This window comes from Arthrobacter livingstonensis, from assembly GCF_003219815.1.
GTDB classification, from domain to species: domain Bacteria; phylum Actinomycetota; class Actinomycetes; order Actinomycetales; family Micrococcaceae; genus Specibacter; species Specibacter livingstonensis.
Map to the genome: position 1 here is coordinate 71,182 of NZ_QJVD01000007.1, position 21,418 is coordinate 92,599.

19 protein-coding genes are annotated in these 21,418 nt (G+C 65.4%); 5 read left to right on the top strand and 14 right to left on the bottom strand.

Annotated features, from left to right (window positions below):
* The first annotated feature begins 205 nt into the window (after window positions 1–205).
* Window positions 206–754 (top strand): endonuclease domain-containing protein, encoded by a 549-nt coding sequence (locus CVV68_RS08310; protein ID WP_245933420.1) that lies wholly within the window; start codon window positions 206–208, stop codon window positions 752–754.
* A gap of 200 nt (window positions 755–954) precedes the next feature.
* Here CVV68_RS08310 and CVV68_RS08315 read toward each other — a convergent pair whose 3' ends face one another.
* The 6 genes from CVV68_RS08315 to CVV68_RS08340 all read right to left on the bottom strand — a co-directional run bounded on the left by CVV68_RS08315 (window position 955) and on the right by CVV68_RS08340 (window position 8,006).
* On the bottom strand, window positions 955–2,421 hold the full coding sequence (locus CVV68_RS08315) for an FAD-dependent oxidoreductase (protein WP_110500534.1): 1,467 nt from the start codon (window positions 2,419–2,421) through the stop codon (window positions 955–957).
* A 62-nt stretch (window positions 2,422–2,483) separates the two neighbouring features.
* On the bottom strand, window positions 2,484–3,728 hold the full coding sequence (gene cobA, locus CVV68_RS08320; protein WP_110500535.1) for a uroporphyrinogen-III C-methyltransferase: 1,245 nt from the start codon (window positions 3,726–3,728) through the stop codon (window positions 2,484–2,486).
* Window positions 3,729–4,027: 299 nt separating this feature from the next.
* Window positions 4,028–4,924: an ABC transporter permease gene (locus CVV68_RS08325; protein WP_110500536.1), complete on the bottom strand. Its 897-nt coding sequence runs from the start codon at window positions 4,922–4,924 to the stop codon at window positions 4,028–4,030.
* Entirely contained in the window at window positions 4,917–5,735 is an 819-nt protein-coding gene (locus CVV68_RS08330) for an ABC transporter ATP-binding protein (protein WP_110500537.1), read from the bottom strand. The genes CVV68_RS08325 and CVV68_RS08330 overlap by 8 nt, the downstream gene beginning before the upstream one ends.
* Window positions 5,732–6,889: an ABC transporter substrate-binding protein gene (locus CVV68_RS08335; protein WP_110500538.1), complete on the bottom strand. Its 1,158-nt coding sequence runs from the start codon at window positions 6,887–6,889 to the stop codon at window positions 5,732–5,734. Before CVV68_RS08335 ends, CVV68_RS08330 begins: the two co-directional genes overlap by 4 nt.
* 271 nt (window positions 6,890–7,160) lie before the next feature.
* On the bottom strand, window positions 7,161–8,006 hold the full coding sequence (locus CVV68_RS08340; RefSeq protein WP_110500539.1) for an AraC family transcriptional regulator: 846 nt from the start codon (window positions 8,004–8,006) through the stop codon (window positions 7,161–7,163).
* A 72-nt stretch (window positions 8,007–8,078) separates the two neighbouring features.
* Between CVV68_RS08340 and CVV68_RS08345 the strand changes: the two genes are divergently transcribed.
* A complete protein-coding gene (locus CVV68_RS08345) occupies window positions 8,079–8,591 on the top strand; it encodes a VOC family protein (RefSeq protein WP_110500540.1) in 513 nt (170 codons plus the stop codon).
* Window positions 8,592–8,651: 60 nt separating this feature from the next.
* Here CVV68_RS08345 and CVV68_RS08350 read toward each other — a convergent pair whose 3' ends face one another.
* The gene (locus CVV68_RS08350) at window positions 8,652–9,656 is read right to left on the bottom strand and encodes a GTP pyrophosphokinase (RefSeq protein WP_146238859.1); all 1,005 of its coding nucleotides are present in this window, start codon (window positions 9,654–9,656) and stop codon (window positions 8,652–8,654) included.
* 228 nt (window positions 9,657–9,884) lie between these two features.
* Between CVV68_RS08350 and CVV68_RS08355 the strand changes: the two genes are divergently transcribed.
* Together CVV68_RS08355 and CVV68_RS08360 are read left to right on the top strand one after the other, a co-directional pair.
* Window positions 9,885–10,502, top strand: coding sequence for a hypothetical protein (locus tag CVV68_RS08355; protein ID WP_110500542.1), 618 nt, complete (start codon window positions 9,885–9,887; stop codon window positions 10,500–10,502).
* A 158-nt stretch (window positions 10,503–10,660) separates the two neighbouring features.
* Window positions 10,661–11,764, top strand: coding sequence for an ATP-binding protein (locus CVV68_RS08360; RefSeq protein WP_245933421.1), 1,104 nt, complete (start codon window positions 10,661–10,663; stop codon window positions 11,762–11,764).
* A gap of 21 nt (window positions 11,765–11,785) precedes the next feature.
* Here CVV68_RS08360 and CVV68_RS08365 read toward each other — a convergent pair whose 3' ends face one another.
* The 7 genes from CVV68_RS08365 to CVV68_RS08395 all read right to left on the bottom strand — a co-directional run bounded on the left by CVV68_RS08365 (window position 11,786) and on the right by CVV68_RS08395 (window position 19,955).
* The gene (locus CVV68_RS08365) at window positions 11,786–12,241 is read right to left on the bottom strand and encodes a VOC family protein (protein ID WP_110500543.1); all 456 of its coding nucleotides are present in this window, start codon (window positions 12,239–12,241) and stop codon (window positions 11,786–11,788) included.
* A gap of 175 nt (window positions 12,242–12,416) precedes the next feature.
* Window positions 12,417–13,790: a sulfate adenylyltransferase subunit 1 gene (locus tag CVV68_RS08370; RefSeq protein WP_110500544.1), complete on the bottom strand. Its 1,374-nt coding sequence runs from the start codon at window positions 13,788–13,790 to the stop codon at window positions 12,417–12,419.
* Window positions 13,790–14,698: a sulfate adenylyltransferase subunit CysD gene (gene cysD / locus CVV68_RS08375; protein ID WP_110500545.1), complete on the bottom strand. Its 909-nt coding sequence runs from the start codon at window positions 14,696–14,698 to the stop codon at window positions 13,790–13,792. The genes CVV68_RS08370 and cysD overlap by 1 nt, the downstream gene beginning before the upstream one ends.
* Before the next feature lie 320 nt (window positions 14,699–15,018).
* Entirely contained in the window at window positions 15,019–15,750 is a 732-nt protein-coding gene (locus tag CVV68_RS08380) for a phosphoadenylyl-sulfate reductase (protein WP_110500546.1), read from the bottom strand.
* Window positions 15,747–17,516 (bottom strand): nitrite/sulfite reductase, encoded by a 1,770-nt coding sequence (locus CVV68_RS08385; protein ID WP_110500547.1) that lies wholly within the window; start codon window positions 17,514–17,516, stop codon window positions 15,747–15,749. The genes CVV68_RS08380 and CVV68_RS08385 overlap by 4 nt, the downstream gene beginning before the upstream one ends.
* Window positions 17,517–17,590: 74 nt before the next feature.
* Window positions 17,591–18,385, bottom strand: coding sequence for a sirohydrochlorin chelatase (locus CVV68_RS08390; RefSeq protein ID WP_438502622.1), 795 nt, complete (start codon window positions 18,383–18,385; stop codon window positions 17,591–17,593).
* 67 nt (window positions 18,386–18,452) lie between these two features.
* Complete coding sequence (locus tag CVV68_RS08395; protein WP_110500651.1) at window positions 18,453–19,955, bottom strand: MFS transporter; 1,503 nt, start codon at window positions 19,953–19,955, stop codon at window positions 18,453–18,455.
* A gap of 404 nt (window positions 19,956–20,359) precedes the next feature.
* Here CVV68_RS08395 and CVV68_RS08400 point away from each other — a divergent pair, with 404 nt between their 5' ends.
* Complete coding sequence (locus CVV68_RS08400) at window positions 20,360–21,406, top strand: transposase (RefSeq protein WP_110500548.1); 1,047 nt, start codon at window positions 20,360–20,362, stop codon at window positions 21,404–21,406.
* The last annotated feature ends 12 nt before the right edge of the window (window positions 21,407–21,418 follow it).

Sequence of the window (21,418 nt, forward strand, 5' to 3'; positions counted from 1 at the left end):
TTACCTCCCCCTGCGATTTGAGAACGAGCAAGGTTTCCACCTGTCCAAAAAAGTCGGGACGGGCCGGCCTCAACGCAGGCATGTCCGTGGCCATGAACTCTGTCTGGGTCCAGGCGACGTTGTCATGATTCGCGGCGTTCCAGCCACATCCGTACAGCGGACACTGTTGGATATTGCCCCGCTGCTCAGCGTCGAGGAACTCGTAGTGGTTGCCGACCAAATGGTTTGCGCCCACCACTACAGTTTTGGCCCCGTCAAAATTGCCATGGTGGAACTCGGCGACCTCAATAACTATGTCGCACGGCACGCTGGAATGAGAGCGATGCGCAAGGTGCGGGCCGCCATGGAGTTGGTCCGGGTCGGTTCAGATTCACCCCCTGAAACCCGCCTCCGCCTGCTGATCAGCATGTCTCCATTGCCAATTTTTGAGTGCAACTTCGAACTCAAGGACGACAACGGCAAAGGCAGGATTGCCCCCGATCTGGCCTGCCGAAGGTATCGCACCTGCGCAGAGTACGACGGCGCGCATCACTTCAGCCCCGACCAACAGTCCAAGGACCACGACAGGGACTTCATCACGAAGTCCCTCGGGTGGCACCAAGTGCTGATCAACAAGGACGACATGGCGAAAGGGAAGTTGGTGGTTGTCACCAAGATTGCGCGGATGCTTGTGCTTGGAGGGTGGCCCGATCCGCAAAACTTGGCCTGCCGGTCGCTGAGGGGTGAACTACACACCCGCAAGGACTTCGCCTGATCCGACGCTGAGTCCCCGTCAGCAGCGACCCGTGAGATATGGCGGTTTGGGCCTTTCAAAGCCACCATATCTCACGGTTCGCGGCGACGGGTCGCTTCCGACGGCAGATGGAAAGCGGCACATCGTTGAGGCCCACGACCCTGACGACGCGATGATGACCGTCGCCACCAACCTGGCGCCGGAGCGAAAATAAGAGGGCGCTAGCCCACGACGGCGGCCGCACCGCGGGAAACGCTGACCATGTCCTCGCGGGACACCACCTTCACGCGCTCGCGCTGGACGGGGCCGTTGGCGGACGCCTCGGCGCCCAGTGCTTTCTCATGGGCGTCCAGCTCGTGCCAGCCTTCCCAGGTGGTGTACTCCACGCCCCGGGACTCGAGCATTTCGGCGATGGCCCCGGACTCCTGCACGACGGCGGTCGGCAGCCCCCCGCGGTCCGCGAGCAGGTGCGTAATGGTTTCCAGGGCGTCGCCCTTGGTGCTGCCGATCAGGCCCACGGGCCCGCGCTTGATCCAGCCCGTTGCATACACTCCCGGCACTTGGGCGCCGTCGGCACCCAGCACGCGACCGCCGTCGTTCACCACCACGCCGCGGCGGTGGTCAAACTCTACGTCCGGCAGGGCGGAGCCAAAGTAGCCCACCGAGCGATACACGGCCTGGACCGGGTAGTCGATGAACTCGCCGGTGCCGCGGACATTGCCCGTGCCGTCCAGCTCGGTGCGCTCAAACTTGATGCCGGCAACCTTGCCGCCCTCCCCCGTGATCTCCACGGGGTTGTGCAGGAAGTGCAGGTGCAGGCGGCGGGAGGCGCCCGTGGCGGGGTCCGCGGCGTCGTCGTCCTGCTCCACGAGCCAGTTGGTCAGCGTATTCACCATGGTCTTGACCTGGTTGTTGGTCTTCACCGCGGTGTCGGAGGCCTCGTCAAAGTCGAAGTCCTCCTCGTACAGGACGATGTCCACATCGCGGGAATGGCTGAGCTCGCGTAGTTCCATGGGCGTGAACTTCACCTGGGCCGGGCCTCGGCGGCCGAAAATGTGCACATCCGTGACCGGCGAGGCCTTCAAGCCAGCGTAGACGTTGTCCGGGATTTCGGTGACGAGCAGGTCGTCGGCATGCTTCGAGAGCACCCGTGCAACGTCCAGCGCCACGTTGCCGTTGCCGATCACCGCGATTTCCTTCGCCGTCAGCGGCCACTCGCGGGACACGTCCGGGTGGCCGTCGTACCAGGAGACAAAGTCCGCGCCGCCGTAGGAGCCCTCCAGCTCGATCCCTGGGATGTTCAGGTCCGCATCCTTGATGGCGCCGGTGGCGAAGATCACGGCGTCGTAGTGGGTTTGCAGGTCCTCGAGCGAGAGGTCCGTGCCATAGTCCACGTTGCCGAAGAAGCGGATGTCGCCGCGGTCCAGCACCTTGTGCAGGGCGTTCACAATGCCCTTGATGCGGGGGTGATCCGGGGCCACGCCGTAACGGATCAGCCCGTACGGCGCCGGGTATCGGTCAAAGAGGTCGATCGCCAGGACCAGGCCGTCCGACACTTCCTGGCTCTTGGTCAGCATGTCCGCGGCATACACGCCGGCGGGGCCGGAGCCGATGACGGCAATGCGCAGCGGGCACCCGGCGGTGCCGCGGGCAGCGCCGGACGAAGTCAAGGGGGTGGTGGATGACAAGGCTGTGCTCGTTTCTGTGTAATTCGAAGTCTGTGTAACTCGAAGAGGGCCTGGGGACAAGTCTAAGAGAGTGCGCTTGAAGTTTCCCGCGTGCCGTAGTGGGCCGTGGCCAGAGCGGCCGGGGCCAGCGGACTGACCCGCACCACGTCGCCGACGACGACGACCGCCGGGTTTCGCACCCGGCCCGCCTGCGCCTGGGCCACGATGGTGCCAAGGGTACCAATGGTGACGCGCTGGTTTCTGGCGAAGCCGTTCTCGATGATGGCCACGGGGCAGTCCGGACCGCGCCCCGCCGCCTGCAGGGTGGGAATGGAGCGGTTCAGCGTGCCCACGCCCATCAACAGGATGACCGTGTGGTCGCTGCCTTCCGGGACGTTATCCAGCTCCTCATGGCCGCTCACCATGGTGAACGCCTTGGCCAGGCCGCGGTGCGTGACCGGGATGCCGGCGGCGGCCGGGACGCTGACCGCGCTGGTGACCCCGGGGACCACTTCCACGTCCACGCCGTTGTCGCGGCAGGCGATGGCCTCCTCGCCGCCGCGGCCCAGCACGTACGGGTCGCCGCCCTTGAGCCGGACCACACGGTTCCCGTTTTCGGCTTCGCGGACCAGAATGGCGTTGATTTCGGTTTGCGGGACGGGATGGTGGCCTGGCGTTTTGCCGACCTCGATGACCCTGACGTCCTCCCCCAGCCCTTCGAGGAGGCCGCGCGGGCCGAGCCTGTCCGCCACGACGACGTCGGCCTCGGCCAGCAGCCGCCGGCCGCGAACCGTGATGAGGTCCTCGGCGCCGGGCCCGCCGCCGACCAGGGCCACGGAGCCGCGTTGAGTCTTGCGGTACCGCCGCAGCGGCAACTCGCCGCCTTCCAGCGAAGACTTGATGGCGTTGCGGATGGCGACGGCGCGCAGCGGGTCTCCCCCCGCATTGACGGCAATCTTGACGTCCTCCACGGTGGCGACGGCGGGCGTCCAGGCCGCCGAGTCGTCCGCGTGGGAGTGGTTGACGCACCAGACGCGCTGCGCCTCGGCGTCGGCCGCCACGCGGGCATCGACGTCGGGGATATCGCTGGCCGCCACGGCAAACCAGGCGTTGTCCATGTCGCTGGCGCGGTAGTCGCGCGCCTCCCAAGTCAGGAGGCCCGCAAGGTCCCGGGCCACGGGGCTGAGGAGGGGAGCCACCAGCGTGACGTCAGCTCCGGCGTCGAGCAGGGTCTTGGCGCGGCGCGCAGCAACGGCGCCGCCGCCCACCACAAGGGCGGGACGGCCCAGGAGCCGCAGCGAGGTTGGAAAGAGATCGACTAGTGCCATGGAATGACCTTAGGGACTGGAAATATTGCGGTTCAAGACGTTCGTTACACCAGTTCATGTGGCGTCACGCGGGGACACATTCACCGGAGCCCGGTGCACCCGCGAGACCGGGGCCAACCCGCGAACGCACCCACAAAGATACACCGCCCTCGCGGCTTGGCCCCGTTTTCGACATCCAGCGCGCCAGTGGCTGCGGTTTGGCCCCGTTTTCAGGGATTGGAACGTTCGCGGGAGCGGGTGGTGGGCCCACGGGCGCGAGGGGCCCCAGCCGAGGCACGAGGTTGCGGAGCGGCCGGGGACTACCGCGTACTGCCGGCCAGCAGGCCCCGTCCGCGCAGCAGGCGCTTTTCCACGGGAGCAAACACGAGCAGTTCCACGGCGATGCCTACGAAGAGGATGACCAGGATCGCGGACATCACGATGCCCATGTCCGCCAGCTGGCGGCCCTGTTCCAATAGCGAGCCCAGGCCGAAACCCAGGGTGCCGCCCATCGCGATGATTTCAGCCGCCATCAGCGAGCGCCAGGAAAACGCCCAGCCCTGCTTCAGCCCGCCCACGTAGCCGGGCAGCGCCGCGGGCAGCACCACATGGACGGCCATCTCCCAGCGGGACGCGCCCAGGATGCTGCCCACGCGCCGGTACTGGGGCGGAATCTGGTCCACCCCGGAAATCAGCCCGTTGATGATGGAGGGAATTGCGCCCATGAACATGACGAAGTACACGGTGGCGTCGCTGAGCCCGAACCAGATGATGGCGGCTGGCACCCACGCAACGGAAGGCAGCACCTGCAGGCCGGACACCAGCGGCCCAAACGCCCGCCGAAGCAGGCGGACCTGGGACAGCAGCAAGCCGATGGGCGTGGCCACCACAATGCTGATGGCGAAGCCGACGACGCCGCGCTGCAGCGACGTCCAGATGGCCTCCTGCGCGGTGCCTTCCTGCCAGAGCAGTCCCAGGGAGCCGAGCACGTCCAGCGGTCCCGGCACCTGGTCGCGGCGCCGGAAGCCAAGTGACACGTAAAACTGCCACGCCAGCACCAAAAAGACCACAGCGGCCAGCGGCAGCAGCACCCGGGAGAGATCGGTCCTCTTACGGCGTGCCGTCTCGGACTGCAGCGAGTCCAGCCCCGCCCCCAGGGAGCGCATCTCCTCTGCGCTGCCACGCTTGAGCAGGGGCGGGGTGACGGTATCAGGCATGGCGGCGAATCTCCTCGCGCAGTCGGGCGGTGATGTCGCCGGTCAGTTCCACGGCCTTGGCGGCGTTGGTCCGGTGCTCCTCGGAGACCTGCCATTCGGCCACCACGGTGCCCGGCCGTGAGGAGAGCAGCAGGACCCGCTGGCCGAGCCGCACGGCCTCGCGCACATTGTGGGTGACAAAGATGATGGTGCGGCCGGTTTCCTTCCACACCCTCTCCAGCTCGTTGTGCAGCAGGTCGCGGGTGATGGCGTCAAGGGCGGCAAACGGCTCGTCCATCAGCAGCAGCGCCCGGTCCTGGGCGAGCGAGCGGGCGAGCGCCACGCGTTGGCGCATGCCGCCGGACAGCTCGTGCGGGCGCTTGTCCGCAGCATTCCCCAGATTTACCAGTTCCAGCAGCTCCCCGGCGCGCACCCTGCGTTCGGCCCTGCCCACGCCACGCAGCTTCAGCGCCAGCTCCACATTGCCGCGGGCACTCAGCCACGGAAACAGCGAGGCATCCTGAAACATGAAGGCCGCCCCGTCCGACGGCACCTCGAGGGCGCCGGAGCTGGGCACATCGAGCCCCGAAATGATGTTCAGCAGCGTCGACTTTCCACAGCCCGAGGCGCCCAACAGGGCCACAAATTCGCCCTGCCGCACCGTGGCATTGATGTCCTCGAGGACCGCTGGGCCGGCACCAAAGCGCTTACCCACGTTTTCCAGTACGACGGCGGGAGCCCGGTCTTGTTGCCCGTTCTCCGTGCGCCGTCCACCAGCCGCAGCCAGGGCTTCAGCGGCCAAGGCCTGCGTTTGGGTGAGCGTCTCTGTCATTGTGTCCCCAGCCCGGTTGCCGACACGGGCTTTTCCCCGGCAGACTTCAACGCCTTGTTGAGCGGTCCAAGGTCAAAGATGCCCTTAATGTCCGCCTGCCTGGTCACCCCGGCCGCCACCCCGTGTGCCAGAAGCTCGGGGAACGTCCCCGCCAGTGGATCGGCGGAGAACGTCAACTCGGTCAGCGATCTGTCAATGACGTTCTGGGCCAGCGGCTTTCCGGCGGCCACCTTCAACCCGGCATTGAGTACTGCTGCCGATTCGGCCTTGTGCGTGTTGAGCCACTTGACGGAGTCCACGTGGCCTTTCAACAGTGCCTCGACGGTCTGCGGATGCGCCTCCAGGTACGACTTGTTGACTATTAGCACGGTTGTGCTAAATTGTCCTTTGTCCCAGAGATCGGCTTCATTGACCAGCACCTTGGCTCCGGCCTGGAGCACCAAACGGGAGGCCCAGGGCTCGGGCAGCCACGCGCCGTCGAGCTTGCCGTCCTGGAAGAGCTTGAGGGTCTGGGCGTTGTCGGTGGGGTTGATGGTGACGTCCCCGCCGCCGCCAGGGGTGGTTTTGAAGCCCTGGCCGGCCAGCCAGGAACGGAGCGCCACATCCTGGGTGCCACCGAGCTGCGGAGATGCCAGCACCTTGCCCCTGAGCTGCGCGGCGGAGGTGATGGAGGGCTTGACCACCAGCTGCGCGCCGCCACTCGTTGCCCCGGCGATGATCCGGATGGAGGCGCCGCTGCTCTTGACATAGGAGTTGATGGCGGGGTTTGGGCCCAGGTAGGCGGCGTCAATGGCCCCGGCGTTCAGGGCTTCAATGGCGGACGGCCCGGCGTTGAACACCTGGGTGCTCAGCTTCGTGGCCCCCAGGTCCTTGGCGAAGATGCCCTCCTGCAGGCCGGCCAGGGCCGGGGCGTGCGTGACGTTGCCAAAGTACCCCAGCTTAAGCGTCGCCGCCGCGCTGGGCTGGGGAGCGGCGTCGTTCTTGGCAGCGTTGTTGTTGGCAGTAACGGAGGCGACGGCGGCGCCCGCACCAATCAGCGCCACGAGTGCGGCGACGGCGATGATTTCCACTGCGCGGCGCTTGCGCTTGGGCTTTTCGCCGGCGACGATCCGCGTGGTGCTCAGCTTCGGGGGGTGTTCGGGATGGTTTGGCATGGTTCAAATCCTTTGGTGGGTGAGGTGCGGGCGGGCTGCTAACGCGCGCTACATCGCGACAAGGTCATCCGTGGTGCGGGTGCCGTCGGGCGCCTCAGTGTGGTCCGGTCCGGAGTGCCGGCGGGCTCTGCCAAAGTGGTCATGGGTAAACGCTAGGGAATGGTGCGGGCGCGCTTCAACGGTTGGGACACCCGGGGTCACGGGGGTTCACGAGGCGTCATAAACCGCGGCCGTCCGGCGCCTACCGGACCCGCCGGGGGTCCTTGCGGTCTTATCTGCCGGGGGCCGTCCCTGAGGCCCGGCCGGGCTCCTGGCCGGGCTCCAGCCTTGGATCCCGGCCAACGGACCGCCGGTAGTTGCTCGGGGTAAATTCCAGGAACCGTTGAAAGTCATTGGCCAGGTGTGCCTGGTCGGCGTATCCGAATTCGGCGGCGACTGCCGCCAGGTCAAGCTCCGGATGCGTGCGTGACCGGTCGGCAGCCTCCTGCAGGCGGCGCCGTCGGATCAGCGCGGAGGGGCTCAGCCCCACGTACTTCTTCGCAAGGCGCTGGAGGGTCCTGGGGGAAACCGCGAGCCGTTCAGCGGCGTCCTCAATGCGGACCACGTCGTCGCGGCTGCCGATCAACTCAGCCATGGCGTTGGCCAGCAGGCCCTCCTCCGGGACCGCCGGGATGCGCTCCGCGAGCCAGCCCGAAAATGCCGTGACCGCGTTTTCGCCCCGTCCCTCGGGGTTTGTCCCACCCATGGCAGCGCTGACTGGTCCACGGAGTTCCGGGCAGTCAAGTGCCACCCTGACGTCCCGCAGGCTGCCCGGATCACCGGTGAAGAAGGGGACGGCCGCTGGAAGCAGGAGCGCACCCACGGCCCACCCACGGCCGGAGAGGTCCTGGTGCGAGGTGCGGGTTGTTGGGCCGGCGAGCTCCACCACGTCCTGCTGGACCACCAGGTTGCAGGCCGGGAAGGCAATCAATTGCTGGCGTGATGTTCTGCCCGGCTCAATGTCCCATTCCGGAATCCAAAACCACGCCACCAAGTGTTCAACGTCCCCGGGCGCGGACAGGCGATGAAACGTCGGAAGCCGGGCGGGGTAAAGAATCCCCTTGAAGGAGCTGTCCACGTGGCCATTCTATGATTGAGGTTGTCGCGAATCTACAAGCCCGCGGGACCGCCGGTGCGTAACGTAAGTTTTATGACTAATTCAGCAGACCTTGAACCAGCCACGGCCGCCGACGGGGAATTCACCAGTCACGGCATGCCGCACGGATTCACCAGCCTGACGCCGTTCCTGGCCGTCCCCCGGGCCGGCGATGCCGTCTCCTTCTACCAAGACGTTTTCGGGGCACGGGTTGTGGGCGTCACCGAGTTCGACGGCGTCGTGGTGCACGCCGAGCTCGACTTCGGCCACGGCCGGCTGCAGCTCGGGGAGCCAACCCCCGACTACCACCTGGTGCCCGCCCCGGCCGGCGACGACGACTGCTACTCGATCGCGCTCTACTGCTCCGACGTCGACCGGCTGCTTGCCCGGGCAGTGGAGGCCGGGGCGAGCGTCCGGGAGCCCGTGGCCAACTTCGTCTCGGGCGACCGTTTTGCCAGCATTCGGGACCCATTCGGGGTGCGCTGGTCCATCATGACCCGCGTCGAAGACATCTCGGAGGAGGAAAGTTCCGCCCGCGTTGCCGACTGGGCCACCCAGCAACGGTGACGGTGGCAGGTGGCGTCCAGGGCCGGCGTCGTCCATGGGGCACGTCACGGCCGGCCTTCCTCAGGGCTGGAGTGCACGAAACCGGCGCAGGCGGAAACGGAGTTTGCCCTCGCGGTTGAAGTCGTTCCCCACATTTTTGCTGGCCTCGATGTACGGTTCGCCGAAGGTTTTAAGCAGGAGGTCGTCAACCACGCGAACCTGGCCGGGCATGAAACGGTAGCCCATGGTCGCCACCATGGCGCGCTGGTCAATGTCCGCAAACCACTGCCCGACGGCGGCCACAGTGGTGAAGCCGTTGGCGCCGAGGACTTCCACCAGCCAGCGGTACTGGCCGGCCTTGCTGTGCGGATACGCCGGAAAAACGCGGTCAAGGAGCAATTGGATGGAGTTGGCGTCCAGGTCCTGCGACTCGGGAGCGGCACTTTCAGATTGCATTCTTTTCAGGATGTCGGCGATGTTCACGAACTGCTGGTCCGCCAGCTCGATCAAGGTCGAGGCCATGGTGAACGCGCGGCTGATTTCGGCGTTGTCCACGTGGGTGCCCTTGAAGCGGATGTCATGCTCAAATTCGGCCCACGCGTGTTGGAGCACGGTTCGCAGCTGCACCTCAAAGCGCTGACCGCGGTATGCTTCGCAACCCGCCGGCGGGTCCTCCTGCGGCACTTCCAGGGTCAGGTGCCGACCCGCGTAGCCGATTCCGCCGTTCTTGCGTATGACGGCGGTCTTGTCCTCGTCGTCATGGCAGATGAACTGGCTGGTCAGCGCGATCGCCACGGCCTTGATGTCGGTTTCCACGAAGAGGATGACGCGAATGCCCAGCAGGTCGTCAAGGTTTTCCGGGCCACCGGGATACCGCGGTTTGCCGGACTGGTCGCAACGATCCAGTTTTTCCTGCACGGACGCCGGCGTCTTCACGCGGCAGCGCACGTCATGGTGGTTCAGGCCGTCGTCCCGGAGCCTGGCGACAATGCACGTGCGGATGGCCTCGGCGGCGCCCTCGTAGTCGCGGACGTGCCCGGCGAAGTCCAAAACTTCCGGGCTGAACTCACCAACGGACTGCCGCATGGTCACGTCCTTACTTCCTGTCAGGGCCTGGCTACAACTCTACCCATTTGGCGGCGGGGGTGGTCGCTGGCACTTGAGTCCTGCTGTCGCACCGACCGCCCCAGGCGAGCGGGCGCACCCACGACGAGTGTCCGACATCGCACATTTTGTGGTGAAGGCAGAATGTCAGACCCGCCTGCGAAGCTGATGGCAACTCGCCACCGCGGCGGCTAATCAAAGGAGGCACACATGCGGGGATCACTTGAAGACGCCGTAGACATCGATGTTGAAATGTTGGCGCCGAAATTGCTGCGTGAATGGTTGGGGCGCGACTCTGCCACAGGTTTGATGGAGTACCTGTGGACCGCTTACCTTGGCGATCGCGACGTGGCGGAGGAGGATGTGGAGAGCGCCGAAGATGCGCTGCGATTCCTCGCCCTCGCGAAGCTGGCAGCGGAGACGCTGGACATTGCGTCAGGGGCGGACACGCTCGACGCCTGGGACTGGGTGGAAGTTCCAGAGAAGCTCATTCATCCGTTTGTCGTGGGCTACCTGCTGGCCAATCAGGGAGAAGCGGCCGACCTTCAGATTGGGCTCGGCGGCAACCTGAGCATGCTGATCGAGAGTTACGAATCTGAGGTAGTGCGCGATCTGGCCGCGAAGCTGACAGAATCCGACTTCTTCATTTCAATATGGAGTGCGCATCTCGGCATCGAGCAGTTCCCTGCCAGCGCCGAGGAAATGGCCGAGCACGACTTCCATCTTGACGGCGTGACCGCGGATCAGGGCCGGCTGTTGGACTATGTCAGCAACGCGTGGCCTGTCGTGCCGCGGGCGCTTGCATACGCTGGCGACTCGCTGTTCTGAGGTGTGGCATGGGCCCGGATCCGAAGCAGGGCAGGGAAGAAGTCGCTTCGCCCGAAAGTCATTTCCACCGCGTTCAGTGCCTGACGGCTAGTCGAGAAGTGTTATGTTGTGTAATGTATTTATAAATATAATACATACGATTACACAAGGGGGATCTGATGACCGCAATGGAGAACCCGTTCCGCCCAACCTTTGGCCGCACGCCGCCTGAGCTCCTCGACCGCGGGGACACTCTCGAAGAGTTTGAATATGGTTTGCGCATCCGCTCTGGTGTCCTTGGCCTCGTGTCGATCATCACCGGCGCCCGAGGCGTCGGCAAGACTGTCATGCTCAACGAAGCCCAGGACCTGGCACAAGGGCAGGGATGGGCGGTCATATCTGAGACATCGACAGACGGTTTCCTGACACGGCTCGCCGACGCTGCCCTGCTCCTGGATGACGAACTTGGCGACGGGCCACCATCCAGAAAAGTGCTTGCCTTCACCGCTGCCGGATTTGGTGTTACAACACAACTTCCGCAGGAGCGCCAGGTTGAATTCCGCAATCTTGGCGCCAGCCTTCTGCAGCGCCTGGACAAACAAGGCACTGGACTGTTGATCACTCTCGACGAGGTCCAAGACGCAAACCGCGCAGAATTGCTCCAATTGGCCGCAGTCATCCAACACTGGGTGAGAGATGGTCTCCCCATTAGCTTCGTCTGCGCGGGACTGCCGGCGGCAATCTCGGACATCCTCAATGAAGGCGTGGCGACCTTCCTCCGACGGGCCGACAGGATCGACCTCCACGCTGTTGACATTGAGGACGTCGAAGCGTCATATACCCGGCAGTACAAGGAGGCCGGATTCGTATTCCCTGATGGCGCCATGGCGGAATCCGCCGCGGCAACCCTGGGCTACCCGTTTCTGGTCCAGCTCATTGGGTACTTCTTGTGGCGGGAAGCCGAAAAGAGCGGGGGCACTGTTGCTGCCGAGTCGGTAAAGACCGCCATTCATATTGCACTTAAGCGCAACATACGCATGGTTGTGGGACCCGCCATCGCCCGCGTTTCCAACCGTGACATGAGCTATTTGCGCGCCATGGCGCTCGACACGGGCCCATCAAGCACGGCGGCGGTCGCCAAGCGAATGGATGCATCTTTGCAACTGGCTACCAATTACCGGGCCAGACTCATCGAGGCGGGGCTGATCGAGCCTGCGGGACGCGGAGAAGTCAAGTTTTCAATACCCGGATTGCGCGAATATCTACGGGACAGCGCCAACTAAACCCTGGCCCCAATGCAACCCTCAGGCGTGGCCGAGGCCCTCTTCCTGCTGCTCCGCCATGAACGCCTCGGGGCCCTGCTCGGCTGCCTGCGGGTCCATCCACAGGGCGCTGAACGCATTCCCGTCCGGGTCCTCGAAGTCGCGGGAGTACATGAACCCGAGGTCTTGGGCTGGGCGGGGCTCCGCGCCACCGGCGGCCAGGGCCTTCTCCAACAGTGCGTCCACGTCCCCACGGCTTTCACGGCTGAGAGCAACTTGCACCTGCGCGGACGTGGTCGGATCCACAATGTGCTTGTCGGTGAACGTGGCAAAATACTCCGCCTTGAGCACCATCACGAAGAAGTTCTCATCGACGAGAATGCAGGCAGCATTCTCATCCGTGAAATTCGGCTGGATCTGCCATCCGATTCCCTCAAAGAACGCCTTGGAACGGTCAAGGTCGGTGGTGGGAAAACTGATGAATACTTGCGTGGCCATGACTCTTTCTCCCTGACTCCAGCAATGATGGTGCCCGGATTTCCCGGATCATTCCATCGTTTCGGACCGCGGGATGTGCGTCAATGGGCACCTCGACGAAAAATGATCCCGATCCCGCTTTCTGACACCGGGATGTCGGTATCGGAAAGCGGGATCGGGATCATTAGTGGGCGGGTTAGATGCTGTAGCGCTCGTCCTCGTGGTCGCCGGGGTGGTCCCTGACCAGGCCCGCGGCAAGAGTGTTGCCGTCCTGCGGATCGATCACCAGGAACGCGCCGGTGCGGCGGTGCAGCGCATACGTCTCAATCGGCAGCGCGGACGCGAGGCGGATCTGGGCGGCGCCAATGTCGTTGAGCTCCAGCCCGGACGCGGCGCCCAGTTCAAACGTTTCCAGGTCCAGCTTCCCCGTCACTGCACGGATCAGGCCCTGCACCGTCTTGCTGCCGTGCTTGATCAGCACCTTGGAGCCCTCCCGCAATGGCCTGGTGGAAAGCCAGCACAGTTCGGCGTAGAGGTCCTGGCTGACCTCGCCAAACGTGCCGGTGGCGGCAATGACATCGCCTCGGGCAATGTCGATCTCAGCGCTCAGGCGCAGGGACACGGACTGCGGCGCCACGGCGCGGTCCAGCGTGCGGCCGGCGAAGTCGATGCCCACCACGGAGGCGGTGCTTCCGGACGGCAGGACCGTGATGGCGTCACCAACCGAAACCGACCCGGAAGCCACCTGCCCCGCATAGGCACGGTAGTCGCGGAAGGAGGTCCCGGCGTCGTCCGCGTCAGCAAGATCCGGAGCCAGCGCACCCTGCGGCCGGATCACCAGCTGCACGGGGAAACGGAACGGCTCCAATCCGCGCTCAACTTCGTCGGTGGTGGGCAGCGTTTCCAGGACATCCAACAGGCTGGGGCCCGTGTACCAGGGGGTGTGGGCGGAGCGCTCCACCACGTTGTCGCCCTCGAGCGCGGAAACCGGCACCACCAGCACGTCGGTGACGCCAATCTGCGCGGCCACGGCCTGCACGTCGGCCTCAATGGCCCGAAAGGTGTCCTCGCGAAAATCCACGAGGTCGATCTTGTTCACGGCCACCACCACATTGGGCACCCGCAGCAGCCGCAGCACGGACAGGTGCCGTCGCGTCTGCTCCAGCACCCCCTTGCGGGCGTCGATGAGTACGACGACGGCATCAGCGGTGGACGCGCCCGTCACCGTGTTCTTGGTGTACTGCACGTGCCCGGGGCAGTCGGCGAGGATGAAGCTGCGGCGGTCGGTGGCGAAGTAGCGGTAGGCGACATCGATCGTGATGCCCTGCTCGCGCTCGGCGCGCAGGCCGTCGGTCAGCAGTGCCAGGTCGATCTTCTGGGTGCTGCCGCCCTCGCCGCCAAAGCCGCGGTCCGCGGATGTGCGGGTCACCGCGTCCAGGGTGTCCGCCAGGATCGCCTTCGAGTCGTGCAGCAGCCTGCCCACCAGGGTCGACTTGCCGTCGTCGACGGAGCCGGCCGTGGCGAAGCGGAACAGTGTTGACTGCGCGAGGGGCGCTTCGGTGATGGTCATTAGAAGTAGCCGTCTTTCTTGCGGTCTTCCATGGCGGCCTCGGAGATGCGGTCATCGGCCCGGGTGGCGCCACGTTCGGTCAGGGTGGAGGCGGCGACTTCGCGGACGACGTCGTGGGCTGTGGTGGCAGCGGAGGCCACGGCACCGGTGCAGGACATGTCCCCCACCGTTCGGTAGCGCACCTGTTTGATGATGACGTCCTCGTCGGGGCGCGGCTGCGAGACCTCACCCACGGCACGCCACATGCCGTCGCGCTCAAACACTTCGCGTTCATGGGCGTAGTAGAGGCCGGGCAGTTCGATGTTTTCGCGGGCGATGTACCGCCACACGTCCAGCTCGGTCCAGTTGCTGATGGGGAAAGCGCGCACGTGCTGGCCCACGGTGTGGCGGCCGTTATACAAATTCCACAGTTCCGGGCGCTGGTTGCGCGGGTCCCACTGGCCGAACTCGTCACGCAGGGACAGGATGCGCTCCTTGGCGCGGGCCTTGTCCTCGTCGCGGCGGCCGCCGCCAAACACGGCGTCGAACTTGTTCTTCGCGATGGCATCCAGCAGCGGGACGGTCTGCAGCGGGTTGCGGGTGCCGTCGGCGCGCTCGGCCAGAACGCCTTGGTCGATGAACTCCTGCACGGAGCCCACTTCCAGTCGCAGGCCCAGGCGAGCCACCGTGCGGTCGCGGAACTCGATGACTTCCGGGAAGTTGTGGCCGGTGTCCACATGCAGCACCGGGAACGGCACCCTGCCCGGCCAAAACGCCTTCGTGGCCAGGTGCAGCATCAGCACCGAGTCCTTGCCGCCCGAGAACAGGAGAGCCGGGCGTTCAAACTCGGCCACCACCTCGCGGATGATGTGGATGGCCTCGGATTCGAGCAGGTCCAGCGAGTTCAGCTCCTCGGCAGGGGCCTCCAAGCGCGAGGGGTCCCCGGCCGTGGGGCCACTGGCGCGAGGGGCCCCAGCCGAGCTTGCGAGGTTGGGGAGCGCCTGGGGACTTGCGAGGCTGGGAAGCGCTTGGGGATCGTTTGCCGCCCACGCCCCTTCGCCGCGCTGCTGATCTTCGATCAGCCCAGCGCGCGGCTCAGACAGCGGAACCGCCCTGCCCGATGCTCGCAAGCTCGCATCGGGTCCCTCGGTCGTCTCCTTAGATGCCACTCCCTGGGCGGCAAACGGCGTTCCGGGCTCCGAGGGGGACGTCCGGTCCTGTGCGATCGTCGGTTCTGTAATTTGGGTGCTCATACGTGTAGTCCGCATTCTGTCTTGGAGGTTCCGGCCCAGCGTCCGGACCGGGGGTCCGCGCCGGGGGCCACTTTCTTGGTGCAGGGTGCGCAGCCGATGGACGGGTAGCCCTGGCTGAGCAGCGGGTTGACGGGCAGGAGGTTGTCCTCTGAGTAGGTGATCAGGTCCTCGTAGCTCCACGTGGCAACGGGGTTGACCTTGACCAGGCCGTTCTTTTCGTCCCAGCTGACCAGCGGCATATTGGTCCGGGTGGGCGCCTCGTCGTGGCGGACTCCGGTGAACCACAGTTCGTAGCCGGACAGGGCTTTGTGCAGGGGCTCCACCTTGCGCAGCGCACAGCATTGGGCTGGGTCGCGGGCAAAAAGGTCACGGCCCAGCAGCGCATCCTGTTCGGCCACGGGCTGCACGGGCAGGACGTCCACCACGTTTACCCGCAGGTTATCCGCCACTTCATTGCGCGTGGCGTAGGTTTCCGGGAAGTGGTAGCCGGTGTCCAGGAACAATACGTCCACTCCGGGCAGCTGGTCGGCAACCAAGGCCGGCAATACGGCGTCGGCCATGGAACAGGCGACGGCGGCCGCACCGGTGGAGAAGTTCCGCGCCACCCAGGCAATCACGTCCGTAGCGGACGCGTCCCAGGCGAGTTCCGCCGCACCCGCTGCGGCGAGCGCCTGCAGTTCAGCATGGGAGCGAAGGGTGGTTGCCGCCTGCCCGGTCACCGCACTCATTTCAGCAACTCCTCGTCAACCCGGTGGGCGAACTCGGCAAACGTCTCTTCCGCCAGCTTGTTGCTCACATAGCTGCGAATGACGCGCTCCACGTAGGCGGGCAGATCGGGGATGGCCACCTTCAGCCCGCGGACGGTGCGGCCCAGGCCAGCCTCCTCACGGTTGTGCGAGGACAAGCCGCCACCCAGGTGGACCTGGAAGCCTCCCGTTGTACCGCCGTCGGCCGTGGGGACAATGATGCCCTTCAGGCCGATGTCCGCCGTCTGGATGCGGGCGCAGGAGTTGGGGCAGCCGTTGAGGTACAGCGTAAGAGGCTCATCGAGTTCCCCGGCGTCAACCAAATCAGCCAGTCGCTCCTCGAGTTCGGAAACGATGTTGATGGCCGTGTCCTTGGTGTTCACGATGGCCAGCTTGCAAAATTCCACACCGGTGCACGCCATGGTGTTACGGCGGAAAACAGACGGGCGGGCGGACAGCCCAATCGCATCCAGCCCGGTAATCACTGCCTCAACGTGGTCCTTGGGAATGTCTAGGGCGATGATCTTCTGCAGCGGGGTGGTGCGCAGGCGGTGGGAGCCGTGGGCTTCCAGGAGGTCCGCCAGAGCCATCATCCCCGTGCCGGAGAAACGGCCCACGCACGGGGCTGCGCCGATGAAGAAGTTGCCGTCCTTTTGCTCGTGGACGCCAACATGGTCGCCGTTGACTTTCGCCTTGGGCGGGGCCACGCCGTCGCGCAGCTTGTGTCCCAGGTATTCATCCTCAAGGACTTGGCGGAACTTCTCCGCGCCCCAGTCCTCCACCAGGAACTTCAGGCGGGCCTTGTTGCGCATGCGCCGGTAACCATAATCGCGGAAGATGCTGGTGACGCCCTCCCACACTGCGGGGCCTTCCTCCGGCGGAACAAATACGCCAACGCGCTGGGCCAGACGGGGTGCGGTGGAGAGCCCACCACCGACCCACAGGTCGTAGCCGGGGCCCAGTTCAGGATGCTCCACGCCAACAAAGGAAATGTCGTTGATTTCGTGGATGGTGTCGTGATCCGGGTAGCCGGTAATGGAGGTTTTATACTTGCGCGGCAGATTGGAAAACTGCGGGCTGCCGATGAAGCGATCGCGCAGTTCCTGCAGGAAATCGGTGGGGTCAATGATCTCTGCCTTGGCGATGCCCGCAACGGGGGAACCAAGCATGCCGCGGGGCACGTCGCCACAGGCCTCGGTGGTTTGCAGACCGACGGCTTCGAGGCGGCGCCAGATCTCCGGAACGTTCTCAACCTCGATCCAGTGGAACTGGATGTTCTGGCGGTTGGTCAAATCTGCCGTGTTGCGCGCAAAATCAATGGAAATCTGACCCACCACCCGCAGCTGCTCGGTGGTGAGCTTTCCGCCGTCGGTCCGCACCCGCATCATGAGGTAGCTGTCCTCGAGCTCGTGCGGTTCCAGCTGGGCAGTCTTGCCCCCGTCGATCCCCTGCTTACGCTGGGTGTACAGCCCCCACCAGCGGAAGCGGCCGTGCAGATCGTCGTCGGCGATCGAGTCAAAGCCCTGCTTGGAGTAGATGGTCTCGATGCGGTGGCGCACGCTCAGACCGTCGTCCTCTTGTTTCCACACCTCCACCGGGTTCAGCGGCGCCTTGCCGTCCACTTTCCACTGCCCGTGCGGCTTGGCCGCGGGGCGGGGGCGGACCGGCCGATCCGGCGTGGCCGGTGCCTCGGCGGAAACGGTGGCGGCTGTCTCGGCAGCTGCTCCGGCTAGAGCTGTCTGTGTCATGAAACGAGCGTAGGTCGCCCGTCACACGGGGCAAACCGCGGAAGCAACGCGGGTTCACCCTAGGCAACATTTCTTCACACACCACATTCCGGCGCGGTCTGTGCTTGCTCCTGTTTCGCCCCAGCCAGCGCCGCATCAAAGTGTTCCAGCGCCAGCTGCGCCACCAGCCCGGACGGCAGCAGCGGCTCGGCCACCAGGTCCGCGCCGGCCTTGGCCAGCTGGTCATGAAAAAATCCGGGCGCCAACAAATACGACGCGATAGCGACTCCGGCAGCACCGTCCGCCCGCAACTGCGCGACGGCGTCCGGCACCGACGGCTGTGCGCTTGCCCCGTAGGCAGCCACGATGTGCTGAGGGCGCCGCACGGCCAGATCCGCCGCCAGCACCTCGATGTGTTCGGCCGCCTCGGGCCGGGACGACCCCGCCGCGGCAAGGACAATTCCCCAGTCCGGGGGCAGCTCCCCCAGCCGTTCGTGCAGCAGTCCGGCCAGCCGCGGGTCGGGCCCCAAGGGCACCGCGGCCAGGGACCCGGGCCTGCCCTCGACGGCCTGCGCTATGTCCACCTGAACGTGGTATCCCACCGTCAACAGCAAAGGAACGACGACGGCCCGCACCTCTGCCGGCAGCCCCGCCACGACATCGGGCAGCGCCGGTTCCTGGACATCCACATACGCTTCGAGGACGGCAAGCCCCGGCCGCAGCTCCGCGATGTCGGCACGGAGCTGGTTGATGCGGGCCCTGCCTTCGGCATTGTCCGTGCCGTGCGAGCAGGCGATCATGGCAGTGCCCTGCACCTGTGCTTCGGGCCCCACCCGTGGTTCGGGCCCCACAGCTTCGGGCCGGGCAGTGCCCGCGTTCGCCTCGTTCATTACCGCAGCTCCCAATAATCGTTTGCCTTCACCCGACTCAATGTAATGCACCGCTGCATGGCCGCGCTCACTTCACGGCGGGCAGCGCTCCGGTGCTTGCGGCGCCGGGGCGGTCCTGGCAGTTGGCGGCGGCCACGACCGGCACCTCGGTGTGAATGGCGGGCTTGTTGGTGATGCCGAACGCGGAGACGACACCTCCCACCAGGAACAGCCCGGCCGTAATGCCCATGATGCGGCGGAAGGACTCGTAGTCCAACATGCCGCCAAGGAGCACTCCGGCCAGGGCGATCGCAATCAGCCCGGCCACGCGCGAGACGGCGTTGTTGATGGCTGAACCAATGCCGCTTTGCTCCGGCGGCACTGACCCGAGGATGGCGGCCGTCAGCGGCGCCACGGTGACGGACAGGCCCACGGCAAAGACCAGCAGGCCTGGCAGCAGCTGGAACCAGAAGTTAAACGGCTCCGCCGCCATGGTCATGAGCCAATAGCCCCCGCCACACACGATGGGACCGGCGGCCATGAACAGCCGGGGTCCGTATTTGCCTGCCAGCGTGCCAAACGAGCCGGCCAGCAGCAGTGAGATGACGGCCACCGGCAACGACGCAAGGCCCGCGGCAGCGGCGGTGAACCCGGCAATTTCCTGCAGGAACAACGCCACCATGAGCTGGCCCAGGGACACCCCTGCATAGACGAACGTGGTGGCCAGGTTGCCCATGCCGAAGTTCCTGATCCGAAACAGGGGCAGCGGCATCATCGGGTTGGGCCTGCGGTGTTCCCACCACAGGAACAGCGCCAAGGCGACGAGGCCCGCCACGAACGGGACGCTGACCGCGGGGTGCGCCCAGCCAAGCCGGTCCTGCTCAATCAACGCAAACACGGTGCCTGCCAGGCCCACAGCCGCCAGTACCGCACCTGTTCCATCGATCCGACGGGGACGCCCCGAAGGCGATGCGTCCGCGCGACGTCCGGAAGGTGGGGAAGCCGCGGTGGAGGGTCCGGCGTCGTACGCCACGGCCCGGGGCAGCGCCAGCCCCTTCAGCAGGAACAAGGTGGCCGCAATGGGCAGCACATTGATGGCAAAGATCAGCCGCCAGCTGGTAAAGTCCACCAGCAGCCCGCCCACCAGCGGGCCGGCAAGGAACGCCGTGCCCGTCCATGCCGTCCACCGGCCAATCGCCCTGCCCTGCTCCGGGCCGCTGAACGTGGAGGTGATCAGGGCCAGCGAACTGGGCACCAGCAGCGCAGCCCCGGCGCCTTGGACGGCGCGGGCCACGATCAAAAAAAGCGCCCCGGGCGCCACGGTGCATGCCAGCGAGGCCGCGCCAAAAATCAGCAGCCCGGCACGCAGTATTCGGACCCGTCCAAAGGTGTCCGACAGGGAGCCGGCAATCAGGATCAGCGAGCCCAGTGCCAGCAGGTAGGCATCCACCACCCATTGCTGCGTGGTGATGCCGCCACCGAGTTCACGGGTCATGGCCGGCAGTGCCACATTGACGATCGCCCCGTCCAGGAACGCCACGAACGACGCCAGCACCGCCACGCCGAGGACGCGCCGCTGGACGGGGGTCATCGCGGCACGGGGTGCAGCGGCCCGCGGGGCATCTGCGCCACCGGAGGCACCGGCTTTCCGGTGTGGGAACATGTGGCCATTAGAGGCACTTTCCCACCAGCCAGTCAAGGGGACGACGAGACTCTCTAATGGTTATTGGCAGGCCTGGCGCCCGCTGGCAGGATTGATGCTGATCCATCATGGTGTGACTCGACGAGACTCTGGCCGCTGGGAATCCAGCGTGCTTTGTATATGACTTGTCCACCATGGAGGATCAGCATCGGCCTGGCCCCTTGCCATGGCTTGATAAAAGGTTGGCCGAACCGTTGGTCCGTGCCTCGTTAGAGAGTTGCCTGACAAGAACCCTATTCCAGGCCGATGCCGCCCGAACGATTATCTACGCATTGGAATGGAGGATCACCGTCATGACCATCGCTGCAGAAAAATACGCTTACGTCATCGGTGTTGACACCCACGCACGAACCCACACCTACGCCATTATCAACGGTACAACCGGGGCTGCTATCGGCTGCGAAGCCTTCCCCGTCACCACCGCCGGTACGAAGCGTGCCATCGCATGGATCCGCCGCACCACCAACGGGCCGATCCTTGCCGCAGTGGAAGGCACCTCGTCCTACGGGGCATCCTTGACGCGGGCCCTGATGGTCGGGGACATCCCGACGGTTGAGGCCAAGCCGCCACGTAAGGCGGCCCGCACCGGGGCCGGGAAAACTGATGCCATCGACGCCGCCGCCGCCGCGGCGGGCATCTTGGGCACAGACGTGGAACGGCTGATCCACCCCCGCACGGACGGGGCAAGGGCAGCGCTCAGTGTGCTGCTGGCCAGCCGGCGCAGGACTGAGGAGCAATGCACGGCAAACCGCAATGCGCTCAACGCACTGGTGCGGCAGATAGATCTGGGTCTGGATACGCGCAGGGCGGTGACGGACAAACGAGTCGCCGAGATCAGCGCCTGGCGTGCCCGCGCGACCGACAGTGTTGAGCAGCAGGTTGCCCGTGAGGAAGCAATCGACTTGGCCAGGGGCATCACCGCGGCAGCTGCCCGGGTGAGACTGATCAAGACCCATCTTGCCGAGCTCGGCGAACAGCTTGCACCCGGGCTGCAAGCCCAACCTGGGCTGGGGCCGGTGACCGTCGGGATCATCCTTGCCGCGTATTCCCACCATGGCAGGATCCGTAACGAAGCCGCGTTCGCATCCCTTGCCGGGGCGTCACCGCTACAGGCCTCCTCGGGAAACACCACCAGACATCGTCTCAACCGTCATGGCGACCGGCAATTGAACATGGCCTTGGATGTGGTCATCAAAGCACGCATGCGATTCGATGAAGCCACCCAGAAATACGTAAAGCGACGCACAGCTGAAGGGCTGAGTTACCGTGAAATCAAACGCGTGCTCAAGCGCTATCTGGCACGGGACCTATTTCGGCAGCTGGAGCAGCTCTACTCTTGACACGAACCATAA